We start from the raw sequence: 15,504 nt of genomic DNA, 5'->3' as shown, positions 1-15,504 counted from the left end.
TCGGTGGTCACACCGCAAAATCGAGGGTGGACGCACTGGCCTCTTCCCGGCTGAAGCCGGTCCCACTAAACGCTCGCGTGCATTCAGTCATGACCGCATCTCTGGCCACGCCACAAGGCGCCCCAACGCCTGTGATATCCTCCGGCGCATCTTGATGGAACGTGATTGATGACCGCGCCAAATCCAGCACCCGAACGCCGCCTGTACCAGATCACTGCCGACCGATTGCGCGAGCACATCCGCAAGCATGGCATCGCCCCCGGCGCGCGGCTGCCCCCGGAGCGCGATCTGGCCCAGTTGCTCGGCGTCTCTCGTCCGTCTCTGCGCGAAGCCCTCATCGCTCTCGAAATCGAAGGCAGCGTCGAAATCCGCATGGGCTCCGGGATCTACGTCTGTGAGCACCTGCTCGGCGTCAAAGGCAAAACCCGTACGTTGGGAGAAAGCCCGTCAGAGTTGATGCAGGCCCGGGCGTTGATCGAAGGTGAGAGCGTGATGCTGGCTTGCCTGCACGGCAGCAAGGCTGACTTTCGCTACCTGCAGGGGTGCATCGACAAGATGCGCGAGGGTGCGCTTAAAGGAGTGCCGGCGCTGGACGACGACCGCAAATTCCACCAGCGGTTGGCGAAAATGAGCGGCAACTCGACCTTGGTGCGCATCATCACCTCCCTGTTCGAAGAGCGTTACAGCCCGCTCACCGCCCACGTCAGCGAACACTCCGAAACCCGCGAAACCTGGGCCATGGCGGTGGCCGAGCACGAAGCCATTCTGCACGCCGTCCAGACCCGTGACCTGATCGGCGCCCAGACCGCCATGCGCGAACACCTGCGACGTTCAGAAGCGCGGTGGCTCGATGGCATGGAAGCGGAGTTGCGTTAACAGTCGGCCGCCGCAAGACGGTGCTGTTCAAAGGTCCTCAGCCTCACACCATCGTCTTGCGAATCCCTTCCCACAACCCGTTCAAATACACTGCCCCCAGCGCGCGGTCGTACAGGCCGTAGCCCGGTTTGCCGGTTTCGCCCCAGATCATCCGTCCGTGGTCGGGACGGTAATAACCCTCGAAGCCGGTCTCGACGTAGGCCTTGACGATCTCGGCCATGTCCAGCGAGCCGTCTTCGGAGCGGTGTGCGGTCTCAAAAAATCACCGGCTTCGTTGACCTTCACATTGCGCAGATGGGCGAAGTGAATGCGTCCCTGACCCCCGAATTCCCGGACCAGCGACGGGATATCGTTACCCAGATCCGCGCCAAGTGAACCTGAACACAGGGTCAAGCCATTGGCCGGGTCATCGACCATCGCCAGAATGCGCGCCAGGTCTTCGCGGTTCTTCACCACCCGCGGCATGCCGAACATCGAGCGCGGCGGGTCATCCGGATGCAGGGCCATCTTGATGCCCGCATCCTTGGCCACCGGAATGATCCGCTCGAGAAAGTACGCCAGCCGTTCTCGCAGCGTGGCTTCATCGACCTGCGCGTATTCGTTGATCAGCGCGCGCAGGACGTCCGGCTCATAGCTGACGTCCCAGCCGGGCAGGCTGATGCCGTTATCGAGATTGGCCTGCTCGATCACCGCCACGTCGAACGCCAGGGTGGTCGAACCGTCCGGCAGCTCCATGGCCAGAGTCGAGCGGGTCCAGTCGAACACTGGCATGAAGTTGTAGCAGACCACCTTGATCCCGCAGGCCGCCAAGTTGCGCAGGGTCTGGCCATAGTTGTCGATCAACTGATCGCGGGAAGGCAAACCGCGTTTGATGTCCTCGTGGACCGGCACGCTCTCGATGACCTCCAGCTCAAGCCCGTGGGCATTCACCGTAGCCTTGAGGGCGGCGATCTTCTCCAGCGGCCAGACCTCGCCCACCGGGATGTCGTAGATGGCCGAGACCACGCCGGTCATACCGGGGATCTGGCGGATGTAGGGCAGGGTGACGGGATCGCTGTCGCCGTACCAACGGAAGGTCATTTTCATTGCGCAGTCCTTGTTGTTATGGGGAGCGGGCCGCTCCAGGGCGGCAGTGCTTCACTAGAGGCGGCCCCGGGTGGCGTGCGCAGCAGCATAGATTGGTCAGGCCAAATTATGCAAATCCCGACCGTCGAGCCGTATTTCGGCAAATAAATCGCTTTTTCGATTTCCCTAACCCGATTTGCGGGTCTAGTATCCGCTGCATTCGGATATTTGGTCAGGCCAATTCTGCGGTCTTTGAGGGATGCTCAATCCATCAGTGAACAGCGCGCAGATCAGGGACTGGGCGCTAGACGAAGCTCTAACGACGTCTTACTCATAAAAATAATTAGGAGGACTCGCCATGCAGAAAGGGCGCTGGTTGGTAATTTTTCTGTGCTTCCTCGCGGTGGCCATCAACTACATCGACAGGGCCAACCTCGCGGTTGCCGCCCCCTATATCCAGAAAGAACTCGGTCTTGGCTCAGGGCAAATGGGCCTGCTGCTCAGCGGTTTCTTCTGGACCTACGCACTCATGCAAATGCCCTTTGGCTGGTTCGTCGACAAGGTCGGTGCCCGCATCGCGCTGCCCCTCGCGGTCGCCTGGTGGTCGCTGTTCACGGCGGCCACGGCGGCGGCCAGCAGCCTGGCGTCGATGTTCGGTTGCCGGCTGATGCTCGGCGTGGGAGAGGCGGGGGCGTATCCGTCCTGCGCGAAAATCGTCAGCCAGTGGTTCGACATCAAAGAGCGCGGCTTTGCCACCAGTATTTTCGACAGCGGCTCGCGGGTCGGTTCGGCGCTGTCCATTCCGCTGGTGGCGTTGATCATCGAATTCTGGGGCTGGCGGGCATCGTTCATCATCACCGGCGCGGTGGGCCTGATCTGGGTCGTGGGGTGGTTCCTGATCTACAAAGAGCCACAGGCCGTGGCCGCCATCGAGCAGCATGAAGCGGGCAAGGCAGCGACTCTGGCTGCGCGGCCGAAGGTCAGATGGGCGTCGCTGTTTCGTCATCGCACCTTGTGGGGAATGATGCTGGGCTTCTTCTGCCTGAACTTTGTGATCTATTTCTTCATCACCTGGTTTCCGACTTACCTGGTCACCGAACGCGGGTTCTCGCTGAAATCACTGGGCACGCTGGGCACTATCCCGGCGGTGGCGTCCATCGTCGGCGGCTGGATCGGCGGGCTGACTTCCGACGCGCTGTATCGCCGGGGCTGGAGCCTGACCGCAGCGCGCAAGACCTGCATCGTCGGCGGCATGCTGATGTCGTCGAGTATTTCCCTGTCGGTGTTTGTCGACAGTACCTGGGCGATGCTCGGCTTTTTCAGCCTGGCCTATGCCAGCCTTGCGTTTGCCGGCGCGAGCATCTGGTGCCTGCCGGCTGATGTGGCGCCGTCTCCGGCCCACGTTGCGTCGATCGGCGGGATACAGAACTTCGCGTCGAACACCGCCGGCATTTTCATCACCACCTTCACCGGCTTCATGCTGGTGATCGGCAACGGTTCGTTCACCGCGCCGCTGCTGACCGCCGGAGCATTTGCCCTGCTGGGGGCGTTCAGCTACCTGTTCATCGTCGGCAAGATCGAGCCGTTTTCGACCACGCCGGAGGATGCAGCGCCGCTGGATGTGTCGGCAGCCGCCCAGCGCACCTGAGGGTTGAGTCGGGTGAGGCGCGGTGTAACCACTGACGCCTTCCCGGCTAAAGCCGGTCCTACTGTGCGGCGCGCGCTTCGGCTTTCACCGCCGCGCGAATCGCCTCCAGCAGCATCTGACACGCCGGGTTGTCGTTGTCTGAGCGCCAGACCAGGTGCAGCTCGCTCTGCACCCCTTCACCCAGATCGATATCGCGGAACGTCACGCCCTTGAACACCACATTGGCGGCGCAGCGCGGCACCAGCGCCAGGCCCATGCCGGCATTCACCAGCGCCAGAATGGTCAGCGACGACCCCAGCCACTGCACGTACTCGGGCGCCACTTGCGCCGAGCGAAACATGCCGGTGAGCAGTTCGTTGAACGGCGGGTACGCCGAGTGCGAGTACATCAGGAAGGGCTGCGCGTCGAGGTCTTGCACGCTGATGTTCTGTGCGCTGGCCAGCGGGTGACTGCTGGGCACCGCCAGCACGAACGGCTCGCGGACCAGGCATTCGGTCTCATAACCGGGCTGCAGCAGCGGCGCCCGCACGATGCCCAGATCGATGCGCCGGGCGCGCAGGGCTTCGTGCTGCTGGTAGGTATTGAGTTCAGTCAGGGAGATTTTTACGTGGGGCTGGTTCTGCCGGGCTTCGGCGATGACCCGCGGCAAAAACTCGTACACCGCGCTGCCGACGAAACTGATGGTCACCGAGCCGATGTCACCCTCGGCAAAGCGTCGCGCCGCGATGGCCGCCTGATGTGCACGTTCCAGCAGCGTCTGCGCTTCGATAAAAAACGCCCGGCCCGCCGCGGTCAACGCGACGCTGCGGGTGTTGCGGTTGAACAGCTGAACGCCCAGCGAATGCTCAAGCAACTGGATCTGCCGACTGAGCGGCGGCTGGGTCATGTTCAGGCGTTCGGCGGCGCGGCGAAAGTTAAGTTCGGTGGCGACGGTGGTGAAGCAGCGCAGCTGGGCAAGCTCGAACATTGATCTATTCCGGGTATCAATCAACAGTCAATCTAGATTAGACGGGAACAATGCCACGGTCCATGATCGGCTCATTCCTCGCTATCCCACAAAAAATACAAAGACCGGGAGTCGCACCTTGAATCGCACAGTTCCCACCTCTGAACCCATCGGCGGCGCCGATCCCACCGTACTGGCCCGCGCGGCCACAAAAGTAAACCGTCATGTGTTGCCGTTGTTCGTCATCATGTTCATCGTCAACTACATCGACCGGGTCAACATCGGCTTCGTCCGTAGCCACATGGAAACCGATCTGGGCATCGGCGCTGCGGCGTACGGTCTCGGTGCCGGGTTGTTTTTCGTCGGCTACGCGCTGTTCGAAGTCCCGTCGAACATGCTCCTGCAACGCTTCGGCGCTCGCGCCTGGCTGACGCGCATCATGTTCACCTGGGGCGCTGCGGCGATGGCCATGGCCTTCGTGCGCGGTGAAACCAGTTTCTATGTGCTGCGCTTCATCCTCGGCGCGGCGGAAGCGGGGTTTTTCCCGGGCATCATTTATTACTTCACCCAGTGGCTGCCTTCGAGCGAACGCGGCAAGGCCATGGCCATCTTTCTCAGCGGCTCGGCAATTGCGTCGGTGATCTCCGGGCCGGTGTCCGGTGCGTTGCTCGGCGTCAGCGGCATGAACCTGCACGGCTGGCAGTGGATGTTCATCATTGAAGGCTTTGCTTCCATCGCCCTGTGCGGATTCGTCTGGTTCTGGCTGCAGTCCCATCCCCGCGAAGCCAAATGGCTGAGCGAAGAAGAGAAGGGCGCACTGATCAGCGCGATCGACGCGGAACAACGCGCCCGTGAAGCGGCTCAGGTGATCAAACCGTCCATCTTCAAGCTGCTCGCCGACCGACAGATCATGCTCTTTTGCTTCATCTACTTTTCCGTGGCCCTGACCATCTACGGCGCGACGTTCTGGCTGCCGAGCATGATCAAGAAGATGGGCAGCCTCACCGATTTCGAAGTCGGCCTGTTCAACTCGATCCCGTGGATCATCTCGATCATCGCCATGTACGGCTTCGCCGCGCTGGCCGCTCGCTTCAAGCATCAACAGGCGTGGGTCGCGGTCACCCTGGTGATTGCCGCTTGCGGGATGTTCATGTCCACCGTCGGCGGGCCGATCTTTGCCTTCGTCGCCATCTGTTTTGCGGCCATCGGTTTCAAGGCAGCTTCGGCGCTGTTCTGGCCGATTCCCCAGGGGTATCTGGACGCGCGCATCGCCGCGGCTGTCATCGCGCTGATTAACTCCATCGGCAACCTCGGCGGCTTCGTGGCGCCCACGGCGTTCGGTTTTCTGGAGCAGAAAACCGGCTCCATTCAAGGCGGCATGTACGGTCTGGCGCTGACCTCGCTGGTGGCGGCGGTGGTGATCTTTTCGCCCGCACCACGCCCAAAGGCGACCCGCACCGCCCCAAGCCTGAAGACGCTGCAACCCTTCGTACAGCGACCTCGCTCAGCTCAACTCCAAGCCTGAAACCCTAAGCTCACACCCTGATTGACCGGGAGAAGTCATTTGAAAATCACACGCGTCACCGTTACCCCGATTGCCTTCCGCGATCCGCCGTTGCTCAACGCCAGCGGCATCCACGAGCCCTTTGCCCTGCGCTCGATCATTGAAGTGGAAACCGACAACGGCTACCTCGGCCTGGGCGAAAGCTACGGCGATGCACCTGCGCTGGCGATCCAGCAGCAGTTGCAGAGCCAGTTGATCGGCATGGACCCGTTCAACCTCAACCACCTGCGCGCGGTGGTCAAAGCGACCGTGGCGGCCAGCAAGCCTGCGTCTGTCGCCGGGGCCGAATTGGCGCCGGGCTCCCACGCCAGCAAAGCGGTGAGCAATGCCTATTCGGCGTTCGAAGTCGCGTTCCTGGATGTGCAGGCGCGCTCGATGAACCTGCCGCTGGTTGATTTGCTCGGCGGTGCCGTTCGCGACCGCGTGCCGTTCAGTGCGTACCTGTTCTTCAAATACGCCCAACACGCCGACTCGCCCTACGCGCCGGACAGCTGGGGAGAAGCGCTGAGCGAAGAACAGATCGTCGCCCAGGCACGGCGGATGATCGAAGCCTACGGCTTCAAAAGCATCAAACTGAAAGCCGGCGCGCTGGACCCGGAGCACGAAGTGGCGTGCATCAAGGCGTTGAAAAAGGCATTCCCGGGGTATCCGCTGCGCATCGACCCCAACGGCAACTGGTCGCTGGAGACCTCGATCCGCATGGCCGAACTGCTCGGCGACGACCTGCAATACTACGAAGACCCGACCCCCGGGCTGGAAGGCATGGCCGAACTGCACAAACGCACCGGCCTGCCGCTGGCCACCAACATGGTCGTCACCGACTTCGACGAATTCCGCCGCAGCGTCGCGCTGAACAGCGTGCAAATCGTCCTCGCCGACCACCATTACTGGGGCGGCCTGCGCGACACCCAGGCGCTGGCAAAAATGTGCGACACCTTCGGCCTCGGCGTCTCCATGCACTCCAACTCCCACCTGGGCATCAGCCTCATGGCCATGACCCACGTCGCCGCCGCCGTCCCCAATCTCGACTTCGCCTGCGACACCCACTACCCATGGCAAGAACCGGACGAAGAAGTCATCAAAGGCGGCAAACTTCCCATCGTCGACGGCTGCGTCCACCTCACCCGCGAGCCCGGGCTGGGGCTGGAACTGGACTACGACCAGCTGGGCAAACTCAACGACCAGTTTCTAACGTGCGGCATTCGCCAGCGGGACGATGTGCGGCAGATGCAGAAATACAAACCGGAGTGGAAGGCGGTGAAGCCGCGGTATTGAGGTTGGGGGTGGGGCTGCATGATCGGGGGTGTTTGAGATACCGCATTCGCGAGCAAGCTCGCTCCCACAAATACCGTTCAGGCCGGAAATCCTCGAGCGCCTGAACCGGCCTCTTCCCGGCTAAAGCCGGTCCCACTAAAAAGCAACGCGTGCAGTCAGTGGGACCGGCTTCAGTCGGGAAGCTCTTGATCTGCTCTTGATCTGCTGTTGATCTTCATGCGCAGAAGGTCCAGACACCGCCAATCGCGACTTTGGTGCAGGCCGATCGTAGACGACGCGGAGTGGGCCGAGCCGCATGGATGCGGCGAGAGCGCCGTCAGGACATGGATGTCCGTTCGGCGCGGGCCCACGGAGCGTCGTCGGAGTGAGGGAACCCGACGGAGTCGGGCCAAACCGAGAGCAAGCACCCTTGGTTACTTGGGGTGCTTTTCCAAGTAACTCGCCGAAGGCGAAAACGAGGCCGTTAGGCCGACGCCGTTGATCCTGGCGCCCGCAGCCGCAACATACGAGCCCCGTCAAACGGATCAACCAACCAATGCCCCCGCACCCCAAAAACGTCACCCAACAGCTCCGGCGACAACACCTCAAACGGCGAACCCAGCGCCACCAACCGCCCGCCATCCATCACCGCCAGACGATCACAGCCCAACGCCTGATTCAAATCATGCAACGCCACCACCGTCGTCACCGGCAAATCCTGCACCAACTGCAAAATCGACAACTGCTGCTGGATATCCAGATGATTCGTCGGCTCATCCAGCAACAACACCTGCGGCCGCTGCGCCAAAGCCCGCGCAATATGCCCGCGCTGCTGCTCCCCACCCGACAACGTATGCCACGACCGATGCACCAGAGGCTGCAAACTCACATCCGCAATTGCCTTCGCCACAATCCCGTCATCCATCTCGCCCCACGGCGCCAGCGCCGACAGCCACGGCGTACGCCCCAGCTCAACCGCCTGCAACAGACTGATCGAATCGCCGGTCTGCGCGTGCTGCTCCACCACCGCCACCTGCCGCGCAATGTCCCGCCGGCTCAGCGCCGACAAGCGCTTCCCGCCCAGGCGAACTTCGCCCTGAGACGGCGTCTGAATCCCCGCCAGCAACTTCAACAGCGTTGACTTCCCCGAGCCATTCGGCCCGACGATCCCCAGGTTTTCCCCGGCCGAATCGCCAGGCTCACGCCACTGAGCAGTGGCGCGCCCTTGACCCAATAACTCAGGTCACTGCCTTCGAGCATGGCGCCGGGCACCTCCTGACGGGCATTCATCGAGGACGATTCCCGCGGACCAGAATCATGGCAAACACCGGCGCGCCCACCAGCGCAGTGATCACCCCGATCGGCAACACCTGACCCTTGATCAGCGTGCGCGACAGCACATCGGCGGCGATCATGAACAGCGCGCCGATCAGGGCGCTCAAGGGCAGCAACCGTGCATGGCGCACGCCGGCCACCAGGCGCACCGCATGGGGAATCACCAAACCGACGAAGCCGATGGAGCCGACAATCGACACCATCACCGCCGTCATCAGCGCGGCAGTGAGGATCAGCACGGCCTGCACCCGGCGCACCGGAATGCCCAGCGATGCGGCTGAATCGGTGCCAAAGGTGAACGCATCCAGCGCGCGCCGATGCCACAGGCACACCAGCAAGCCGAGCAACACGACCGGCACTGACAGCGCCACCGACGACCAGCGCACGCCGCTGAGATTGCCCAGCAACCAGAACATGATCCCGCGCGCCTGTTCGGCATTGGCCGACTTGGTGATCAGGAAAGACGTCAGGGCGTTGAACAGCTGCGACCCGGCGATACCCGCCAGAATGATCTGGCCGGCAGCGGTCTGACCACGGGAGGAGCGGGCGAGCAGGGCGACCAGCGCGAACGCGGCGATCGCACCGGCAAACGCGCCGGTCGAGAGAGAAATCGTACCGGCGCCGATGCCGATGATCGCCACCAACACTGCGCCGGTCGACGCGCCGGCGGAAATGCCCAGCAAGTAGGGATCGGCCAGCGGATTGCGTAGAAGCGATTGCAAGACCACGCCCGACACCGCCAGCCCTGCGCCGCAGGTGGCGGCAACGATGGCCCGAGTCAGACGGTAATTCCAGACGATGCCCTCGTCGATCGGGTCGAGAGGAAAACCCGCGGACCACAGCTTGTTGGCCAGCACCTGGACGATCACCGGCAGGCTGATCGACGTCTCGCCGATCGCCACGCCCGCCAGCACCGCCAACGCCATCAACGCGAGGGCCCAGGCACCGTGGCCGAAGATTCGGACGACGCTCGACCGGGGCATGCTGAATGACGTCATTGCGCTTGAGTGGCCTGAGCCAGTTGCTCGATGCCGTCAAACAGCCGCACGCTGGACTCCATGGCGCTGGCGTCCATGATCACGATGCGATTGTTTTTCACCGCGTCCATATTGCGGGTGACCGGGTCAGAGCGGAGAAACGCCAGCTTCTTCTCGTGATCGTCGGCCGGGAAGCGGCGGCGGTCCATGCGCGCGATGACCAGCACCGTCGGGTTGGCCTTGGCGATGGTTTCCCAGCCCACGGTCGGCCATTCCTCATCGGAGTCGATGACGTTGCGCATGCCGAGGGTGTCGAGCATGAAGTTGGGGATGCCCTTGCGCCCGGCGACATAAGGGTCGACGTTGATGTCCGGGCTGGAAAACCAGAACACCGCCGAGACGGGCGGATTGGCATGGGCTTTCGCCTGCGTCACCGCCTGGGCCAGCCGGGTTTGGTAACCCGTGATCAAGTGCTCGCCACGGTCCTGCACATCGAAGATCTGCGCCAGCTGACGCAGGCTTTTGTACAGGGTGTCGATGCGGAAGGCTTCGAGGCGCGTGCCGTCGGCGCCCACCCGGTTGTTCTTGCCCTCGCAATCGGACGGCAGGATGTAGGTCGGGATGCCCAGATCGCGAAACTGCTCGCGGGTGCCGACGGCGCCCTGAGGCCCGACCATCCATTCAAACTGCACCGGGACGAAATCCGGGCGTTTGCCGATCACTGATTCAAAACTCGGCGCGTTGTCGGCCAGGCGCTCGATGCCGTCGTTGAGGGTTTGGTACTGGGGCAGCACGGGATTGAACCACAGCGAAGTGCCGATCACGTTGGGGCCCAGGCCGAGGGCGTAGAGCATCTCGGTGGCGGCCTGGCCGATGGTGACGGTTTTCTGCGGGGCGTGGGTGAAGGTCAGCGGTTCGCCGCAATTGTCCACGGTCAAAGGGTAGGCCGTCGACGCCGCGACACCGGCGGTGGGCAAGGTCAGCGTGACGAGCAGGGCAGCGAGGCGGCGCAGCGGCATGAACAGCGATCTCCAGAAAGCCTGAGTGCTTGGCGAAGCAGGCGCTGGAAAGTCCACCCGACGGGCGCCCTAAGATGAGGGCGAGCACAGCGTGCGCGAGCGACGCGCGAACGGGAGTCCTTCCCCGGACACCCCGCCGGTGAATGAATATGCTGGCCGGCAGGTCTCCTGACTGGCGCATCATCGCCATGCTTCGGCCTTCCCGGGGTCACCCAGTGGCAAACAGGAAGCAGGGCTCAGCGCCTACAGTTGCGGGGACAGTTCCGTTTCAGCGCGCAGCGCGCCTGGGGATTCCCTATTAATTCCGAGTGGAAACCGGCGGCGGGGATACTAAACGATTCGGCGGGTGGAGGCGAATGCGGCGGTGGTGTGGCAGAGGCTAATACCTGTGGGAGTGAGCTTGCTCGCGAAGAGGCCGGCACATCCGCTAAATCTTCAGTGGCCGGGATGCAGTCTTCGCGAGCAAGCTCACTCCTACAAGGGTTCGTGTTGTCTGCGCGCTCTTCGTAAGTCCAGAGGGGCTGCCTACAGCTTAAACGGCCAACCGACGATCTTCTTCGGCCGAGGCGTGGCGTAGGTCCGCACTTTCGAGGTCTTCAACCCCAGACGCACCAGCGATTCCGCCAGCGCCACCGCGGCGGTCACGCCATCCACCACGGGCACGCCGGCGCGGTCGCGGATGAGTTGATCCAGCCCGGCCATGCCGCCGCAGCCCAGGCAGATCACTTCGCCCTTGTCGCGGGTCACCGCTTCGATGGCCTGCTCAACGATGGCTTCGACCGCACGCTCGGGCGATTCTTCCAGCTCCAGCACGCTCATGCCACTGGCCCGCACCGACGCGCAGCGCTCGTACACGCCGGCCAGCTTCAAACGGTCTTCGATCAGCGGCACGGTGCGGTCCAGCGTCGTGACCACGGCGTATTTATGCCCCAGCAGCATCGCCAGGCTCGCCGCGGCTTCGGTAATGTCCACCACCGGCACGTCGAGCAATTCCTGCAAGCCCTCGCGGCCGTGCTCGCCGTAGCCGGCTTGAATCACCGCATCGTAAGGCCCTTCGTAGGACATCACCCGGTCCATCACCGCAATGGCCGCCAGGTAACTTTCGAAATTGCCTTCCACCGACTCGGCGCCGAAGCGCGGGGTCAGGCCGATGATCTCGGTGCCAAGCGAGGCCACGCTGCGGGCCTGCTCGGCGATGGTCTCGGTCATGGATTCGGTGGTGTTGACGTTGACGATCAGAATTCGCATGGACAGATCTCGCGCGGGAAACAAGGCCGGGCGTCTGGCCCGGCGTCGTTGCCCACGATATCAGTCTTTGCCCGGGACTGGCGCCTGCAGGGCAATGAAGCCCTGATCGCGCATGGCCTGCCAGAAACCATCCGGCACCTGGGCGTTGAGCGCGGTGACGTCTTCGATGATCCGTGATGGCCGGCTGGCACCCGGAATCACCGCTGCCACCAGCGGGTTGGCGAGGACGAACTGCAACGCCGCCGACTTGATGTCCACTTGATACTGCCGGGCGATCTCCTGAATGTGCGCCACCTTGTCGAGCATCGCCGGCGACGCTTCCTGATACTCGAAATGCTTGCCGCCCACCAACACGCCGGAGCTGTAAGGCCCGCCGACGACGAATTCGGCGTTGTGCTGACGGGCCTTGTCGAACAGCCGTTGCAGCGGCTGGTCATGGTCGAGCAGCGAATAACGGCCGGCGAGCAGGAAACCATCGGGCTGGGCTTCTTCCAGGTCCAGGGTCAGTTCGCACGGCTCGACGCGGTTGACGCCAAGGCCCCAGGCCTTGATCACGCCTTCTTCGCGCAGTCGGGTGAGGGCACGGAAAGCGCCGGTGCGAGCGATGTTGAAATGCTCGATCCAGGCATCGCCGTGGGCGTCCTGGGCGACGTCGTGAACAAACACGATGTCCAGCCGATCGGTGTTCAGGCGTTTCAGGCTCGCTTCAATGGAACGCAGCGTGGCATCAGCGGAGTAATCAGTGACGATCTTGTTTTTCAGGCCTTCAGCGAACGGACCGCTGCGGGTCTCGGTGTCGATCTCGTCGGAAATCAGCCGGCCGACTTTGGTGCTCAGGGTGTACTGGTCGCGGGCAACGCCGGCGAGGGCCTTGCCCAGACGCTGTTCGGACAGGCCGGCGCCGTAGATCGGTGCGGTGTCAAAATAACGAATGCCCTGGTCCCAGGCCGATTGAACGGTGGCCGCCGCTTCCTCTTCGTCGATGGTGCGGAACATGTTGCCCAGCGGCGCGGAGCCGAAGCCGAGGCGGCCGATGATCTTGTCGTGCAGACTCATGGGGGTGTCCTGTGCGGTGGGGCGTGTTGGATGGCGCGCGGTTCATGACCCTCATCGAGCATGATGAAACCGGCGAAGCTTCTTTACTGACTGTTGATTGCCCCAGGGGTTCTTGGTCATGGGCGGTGTCTTACTTTCACATGCACGGCGAGCGGCTATCCTCAGCCCATGCAACGTTAGCCACGCGTGCGAATTTCAACATTTCAGATAGATACGTCGAGGGCACAGATTTGAGGGTTGCCCAGAGCCTGTATTTGCGGAGTGGCGTCCCACGCCTTCCCGGCTGAAGCCGGTCCTACGAAGGCGCCGGGGTTCTTGCTAGGACCGGCTTCAGCCGGGAAGAGGCCCGAATATCGACCATTCATCTTCAGCGGCGCCATGTTTCAGGGTGACTGCACAGCGAGGCCGCCGATGAGCGAGCACATCATTCATTTCCACTGCGGGGTCGATCAGGCCAGCACCGAGCATTTTCGTGATCGCTGCCTCGAAGCCCTCGGCAAGGGCGCGACCGGGTTGCTGCTGAATCTGTCGACCGCCGGCGGCAGCACTGCGCTGGGATTCACCCTGTACAACTTCCTGAAGTCCCTGAAAGTGCCGATCCGCGCACTGAACAGCGGCAACATCGAATCCATGGGCATTGTTATCTACCTGGCGGCTCAAGAGCGGATCGTCTGCCCCCACTCGCGTTTTCTGATCCATCCCATGAGCTGGTACTTCAACCAGAGCTCGGTGGATCACTCACGCATGCGCGAATACCTGCGCAGCCTGGACAACGACCTGCAGCGCTACGTGAATATTTACGAAAGCGAGACCGTGAGCGCCGTGCACCCGCTGGACATCGGGCGCTGCCTGTCGGCGGAGGAGAAAGTGATCCGTGCCGAAGATTCGCTGGCCTGCGGCATTGCCCACCGTGTCGAGCAACTTCAGTTTGCCGAGGATGCCGTGCACTGGACCGTCAGCGCCAGCTAAGCTCGATCCATTGAACCGGGTCGTTGTTGAGCCCTCTGATTCTAGTGTTGGCCCCATTGAAACGAGAGGTAACAGCCATGCAATCCCATACGCCTGACGCTGCACCCGTTCCGCCGCGCCCCGCGCCTCAGCCGGGTGAAGAAGAGACAGGATTCGACGCCGACCTGGATCCGGGCAATGAAGATCCCGGTTCCCAGTTTGATCGGGACGCAACGGTGCCGCTGATCAATCCGGATAAATGAGGGGAGGGTATCGCTGGCAATGTGCGCCTGCCATGAGGCGCACGTCGCTTGTTTAACCGCTGATCAAACAAAGGAGCGAGAGCCCAGGCCCTCGCTCGCTTGACTCACCTGCACCCCACTACGACTTGCCGCCTGAGCCGCCTTTCTTGCCAGTGCCGCTCGCGCCTGCACCCGATTCTCTCTTCATATCGCTTCCGGCATTGCCACTGCCTGAAGCCTGTCCGCCTTTCTTGCCGGCTTCGGACGCTTTTTCTTTATCGTTCGCAAAATTGCCAGGGTTCGACTTTCCGGTGTTAGCCATGATCGCAGACCTCTTGTTATTGAGAAGGCGAAGCCTGTGCCTCGCCTTAAATGTGATGGGTCGTTCATGCAATGGTTTAACCCAAAGGTCCGCCTGCAGACCAACGGCGGTGGTGACAAGCGCGCGCTGCTACAGATGCACTTCCACCGCCAGCGGCAGGTGATCCGACAAATGCGTCCACGGGCGCGTGCCGAGAATTTTCGGATGGTGGCTGGTGGCGTTGCGCAGGTAAATGCGGTCCAGGCGCAGCATCGGGAAGCGCGCCGGGTAGGTCTTGGCCAACCGCCCCTGACTGCGCTCGAAGACCTCGTGCAGGTAGCCGCAGCGCTGAAGACGCTTGTTGCCCTGCAACTGCCAATCGTTGAAGTCACCGGCAATGACCACCGGAGCGTCTTCGGGCAATGAGTCGAGCAGGTCGCACAGCAGATTCAGCTGCAACTGGCGGTGGCTTTCCAGCAGGCTGAGGTGCACGCAGATCGCGTGGACTTCCGCATGCCCTGGCACCTGCAACACACAGTGCAGCAAGCCACGACGTTCCGGCCCGGTGATCGATATGTCCAGGTTGCGGTAATGCAGGATCGGATACTTGGACAACAACGCATTGCCGTGATGGCCGTCAGGGTAGACCGCGTTGCGCCCATAGGCGAAGTCCGTCCACATGCTGTCGGCGAGAAACTCGTAGTGCGGCGTGTCGGGCCAGTCTTCGTACTTGGCGGCGTGGCGGTCGTGGCCGCCGAGGACTTCCTGGAGAAACACCAGGTCGGCACCGGTGCTGCGCACGGCTTCACGCAACTCCGGCAGGATAAAACGCCGGTTCAGTGCGGTGAAGCCCTTGTGGGTGTTCACGGTCAGCACGCGCAGTTTGTGGACTTCGCGCAACGTGGCCGAGTCCGGAGGGGTAGCGTTCGAGCCAGCGGGATCGGGGGTCACGCCCTCACTCCTGTTCGGGGGATGTGATATTCCGACCGGGAGGCGAGGCGGCAGTTCAGCTTTTAGGTGGACGC

General features: G+C 62.5%; 12 protein-coding genes, 3 pseudogenes and 1 riboswitch. Of the genes and pseudogenes, 6 read left to right on the top strand and 9 right to left on the bottom strand.

Translation table 11 applies throughout. The features are described from left to right. The first annotated feature begins 168 nt into the window (after window positions 1–168). The gene (locus JN403_RS18425) at window positions 169–876 is read left to right on the top strand and encodes a FadR/GntR family transcriptional regulator (RefSeq protein ID WP_172611965.1); all 708 of its coding nucleotides are present in this window, start codon (window positions 169–171) and stop codon (window positions 874–876) included. Window positions 877–919: 43 nt separating this feature from the next. Here the strand turns inward: JN403_RS18425 and uxuA are convergent. Continuing rightward, window positions 920–1,956: pseudogene (uxuA, locus tag JN403_RS18420) on the bottom strand (mannonate dehydratase). A gap of 343 nt (window positions 1,957–2,299) precedes the next feature. Between uxuA and JN403_RS18415 the strand changes: the two are divergent. Further along, window positions 2,300–3,589, top strand: a complete 1,290-nt coding sequence (locus tag JN403_RS18415; protein ID WP_122537232.1) for an MFS transporter — start codon at window positions 2,300–2,302, stop codon at window positions 3,587–3,589. A gap of 58 nt (window positions 3,590–3,647) precedes the next feature. Here JN403_RS18415 and JN403_RS18410 read toward each other — a convergent pair whose 3' ends face one another. Further along, complete coding sequence (locus tag JN403_RS18410) at window positions 3,648–4,556, bottom strand: LysR substrate-binding domain-containing protein (protein WP_205483638.1); 909 nt, start codon at window positions 4,554–4,556, stop codon at window positions 3,648–3,650. A 205-nt stretch (window positions 4,557–4,761) separates the two neighbouring features. Here JN403_RS18410 and JN403_RS18405 point away from each other — a divergent pair. Beyond that, window positions 4,762–6,068, top strand: a pseudogene (locus JN403_RS18405) (MFS transporter). Window positions 6,069–6,099: 31 nt separating this feature from the next. After that, a complete protein-coding gene (locus tag JN403_RS18400; RefSeq protein WP_205483637.1) occupies window positions 6,100–7,374 on the top strand; it encodes a glucarate dehydratase family protein in 1,275 nt (424 codons plus the stop codon). Between the two features lie 463 nt (window positions 7,375–7,837). On the opposite strand, the pseudogene JN403_RS18395 reads toward JN403_RS18400, so the two are convergent. The 5 genes and pseudogenes from JN403_RS18395 to JN403_RS18375 all read right to left on the bottom strand — a co-directional run bounded on the left by JN403_RS18395 (window position 7,838) and on the right by JN403_RS18375 (window position 12,988). Next, a pseudogene (locus JN403_RS18395) lies at window positions 7,838–8,643 on the bottom strand (ABC transporter ATP-binding protein). Next, complete coding sequence (locus JN403_RS18390) at window positions 8,640–9,671, bottom strand: iron chelate uptake ABC transporter family permease subunit (protein WP_205487498.1); 1,032 nt, start codon at window positions 9,669–9,671, stop codon at window positions 8,640–8,642. Before JN403_RS18390 ends, JN403_RS18395 begins: the two are co-directional and overlap by 4 nt. An 11-nt stretch (window positions 9,672–9,682) precedes the next feature. Next, window positions 9,683–10,684: an ABC transporter substrate-binding protein gene (locus JN403_RS18385; protein ID WP_205483635.1), complete on the bottom strand. Its 1,002-nt coding sequence runs from the start codon at window positions 10,682–10,684 to the stop codon at window positions 9,683–9,685. Window positions 10,685–10,824: 140 nt separating this feature from the next. Further along, window positions 10,825–11,019, bottom strand: a riboswitch (cobalamin riboswitch). Window positions 11,020–11,209: 190 nt separating this feature from the next. Then, window positions 11,210–11,932 carry an aspartate/glutamate racemase family protein gene (locus JN403_RS18380; protein ID WP_205483633.1) on the bottom strand — a complete coding sequence of 241 codons (723 nt, stop codon included), beginning with the start codon at window positions 11,930–11,932 and terminating at the stop codon, window positions 11,210–11,212. A gap of 60 nt (window positions 11,933–11,992) precedes the next feature. Further along, window positions 11,993–12,988, bottom strand: coding sequence for an aldo/keto reductase (locus tag JN403_RS18375; protein WP_205483631.1), 996 nt, complete (start codon window positions 12,986–12,988; stop codon window positions 11,993–11,995). Window positions 12,989–13,399: 411 nt separating this feature from the next. Here JN403_RS18375 and JN403_RS18370 point away from each other — a divergent pair, with 411 nt between their 5' ends. Next, window positions 13,400–13,957, top strand: coding sequence for an ATP-dependent Clp protease proteolytic subunit (locus JN403_RS18370; protein ID WP_122537224.1), 558 nt, complete (start codon window positions 13,400–13,402; stop codon window positions 13,955–13,957). A 77-nt stretch (window positions 13,958–14,034) separates the two neighbouring features. Continuing rightward, window positions 14,035–14,199 carry a hypothetical protein gene (locus JN403_RS18365; RefSeq protein WP_205487706.1) on the top strand — a complete coding sequence of 55 codons (165 nt, stop codon included), beginning with the start codon at window positions 14,035–14,037 and terminating at the stop codon, window positions 14,197–14,199. A gap of 118 nt (window positions 14,200–14,317) precedes the next feature. On the opposite strand, the gene JN403_RS18360 is transcribed toward JN403_RS18365, so the two are convergent. Both JN403_RS18360 and JN403_RS18355 read right to left on the bottom strand, forming a co-directional pair. Further along, a complete protein-coding gene (locus JN403_RS18360; RefSeq protein ID WP_122537223.1) occupies window positions 14,318–14,500 on the bottom strand; it encodes a KGG domain-containing protein in 183 nt (60 codons plus the stop codon). Between the two features lie 129 nt (window positions 14,501–14,629). Further along, complete coding sequence (locus tag JN403_RS18355) at window positions 14,630–15,430, bottom strand: endonuclease/exonuclease/phosphatase family protein (RefSeq protein ID WP_205483630.1); 801 nt, start codon at window positions 15,428–15,430, stop codon at window positions 14,630–14,632. Between the last annotated feature and the right edge of the window lie 74 nt (window positions 15,431–15,504).

Origin of the sequence: Pseudomonas sp. 15A4, from assembly GCF_016925575.1 — a bacterium.
In the GTDB taxonomy this organism is placed as follows: Bacteria; Pseudomonadota; Gammaproteobacteria; order Pseudomonadales; family Pseudomonadaceae; genus Aquipseudomonas.
This window is presented reverse-complemented; position numbering and strand designations above follow the sequence as displayed.

Excerpts from the sequence above, each read along its gene's own strand:
- JN403_RS18370 (WP_122537224.1), top strand. The coding sequence starts at position 13,400 with ATGAGCGAGCACATCATTCATTTCCACTGCGGGGTCGATCAGGCCAGC.
- JN403_RS18415 (WP_122537232.1), top strand. The coding sequence starts at position 2,300 with ATGCAGAAAGGGCGCTGGTTGGTAATTTTTCTGTGCTTCCTCGCGGTG.
- JN403_RS18410 (WP_205483638.1), bottom strand. The coding sequence starts at position 4,556 with ATGTTCGAGCTTGCCCAGCTGCGCTGCTTCACCACCGTCGCCACCGAA.
- JN403_RS18385 (WP_205483635.1), bottom strand. The coding sequence starts at position 10,684 with ATGCCGCTGCGCCGCCTCGCTGCCCTGCTCGTCACGCTGACCTTGCCC.
- JN403_RS18380 (WP_205483633.1), bottom strand. The coding sequence starts at position 11,932 with ATGCGAATTCTGATCGTCAACGTCAACACCACCGAATCCATGACCGAG.
- JN403_RS18375 (WP_205483631.1), bottom strand. The coding sequence starts at position 12,988 with ATGAGTCTGCACGACAAGATCATCGGCCGCCTCGGCTTCGGCTCCGCG.
- JN403_RS18390 (WP_205487498.1), bottom strand. The coding sequence starts at position 9,671 with ATGCCCCGGTCGAGCGTCGTCCGAATCTTCGGCCACGGTGCCTGGGCC.
- JN403_RS18365 (WP_205487706.1), top strand. The coding sequence starts at position 14,035 with ATGCAATCCCATACGCCTGACGCTGCACCCGTTCCGCCGCGCCCCGCG.
- JN403_RS18425 (WP_172611965.1), top strand. The coding sequence starts at position 169 with ATGACCGCGCCAAATCCAGCACCCGAACGCCGCCTGTACCAGATCACT.
- JN403_RS18360 (WP_122537223.1), bottom strand. The coding sequence starts at position 14,500 with ATGGCTAACACCGGAAAGTCGAACCCTGGCAATTTTGCGAACGATAAA.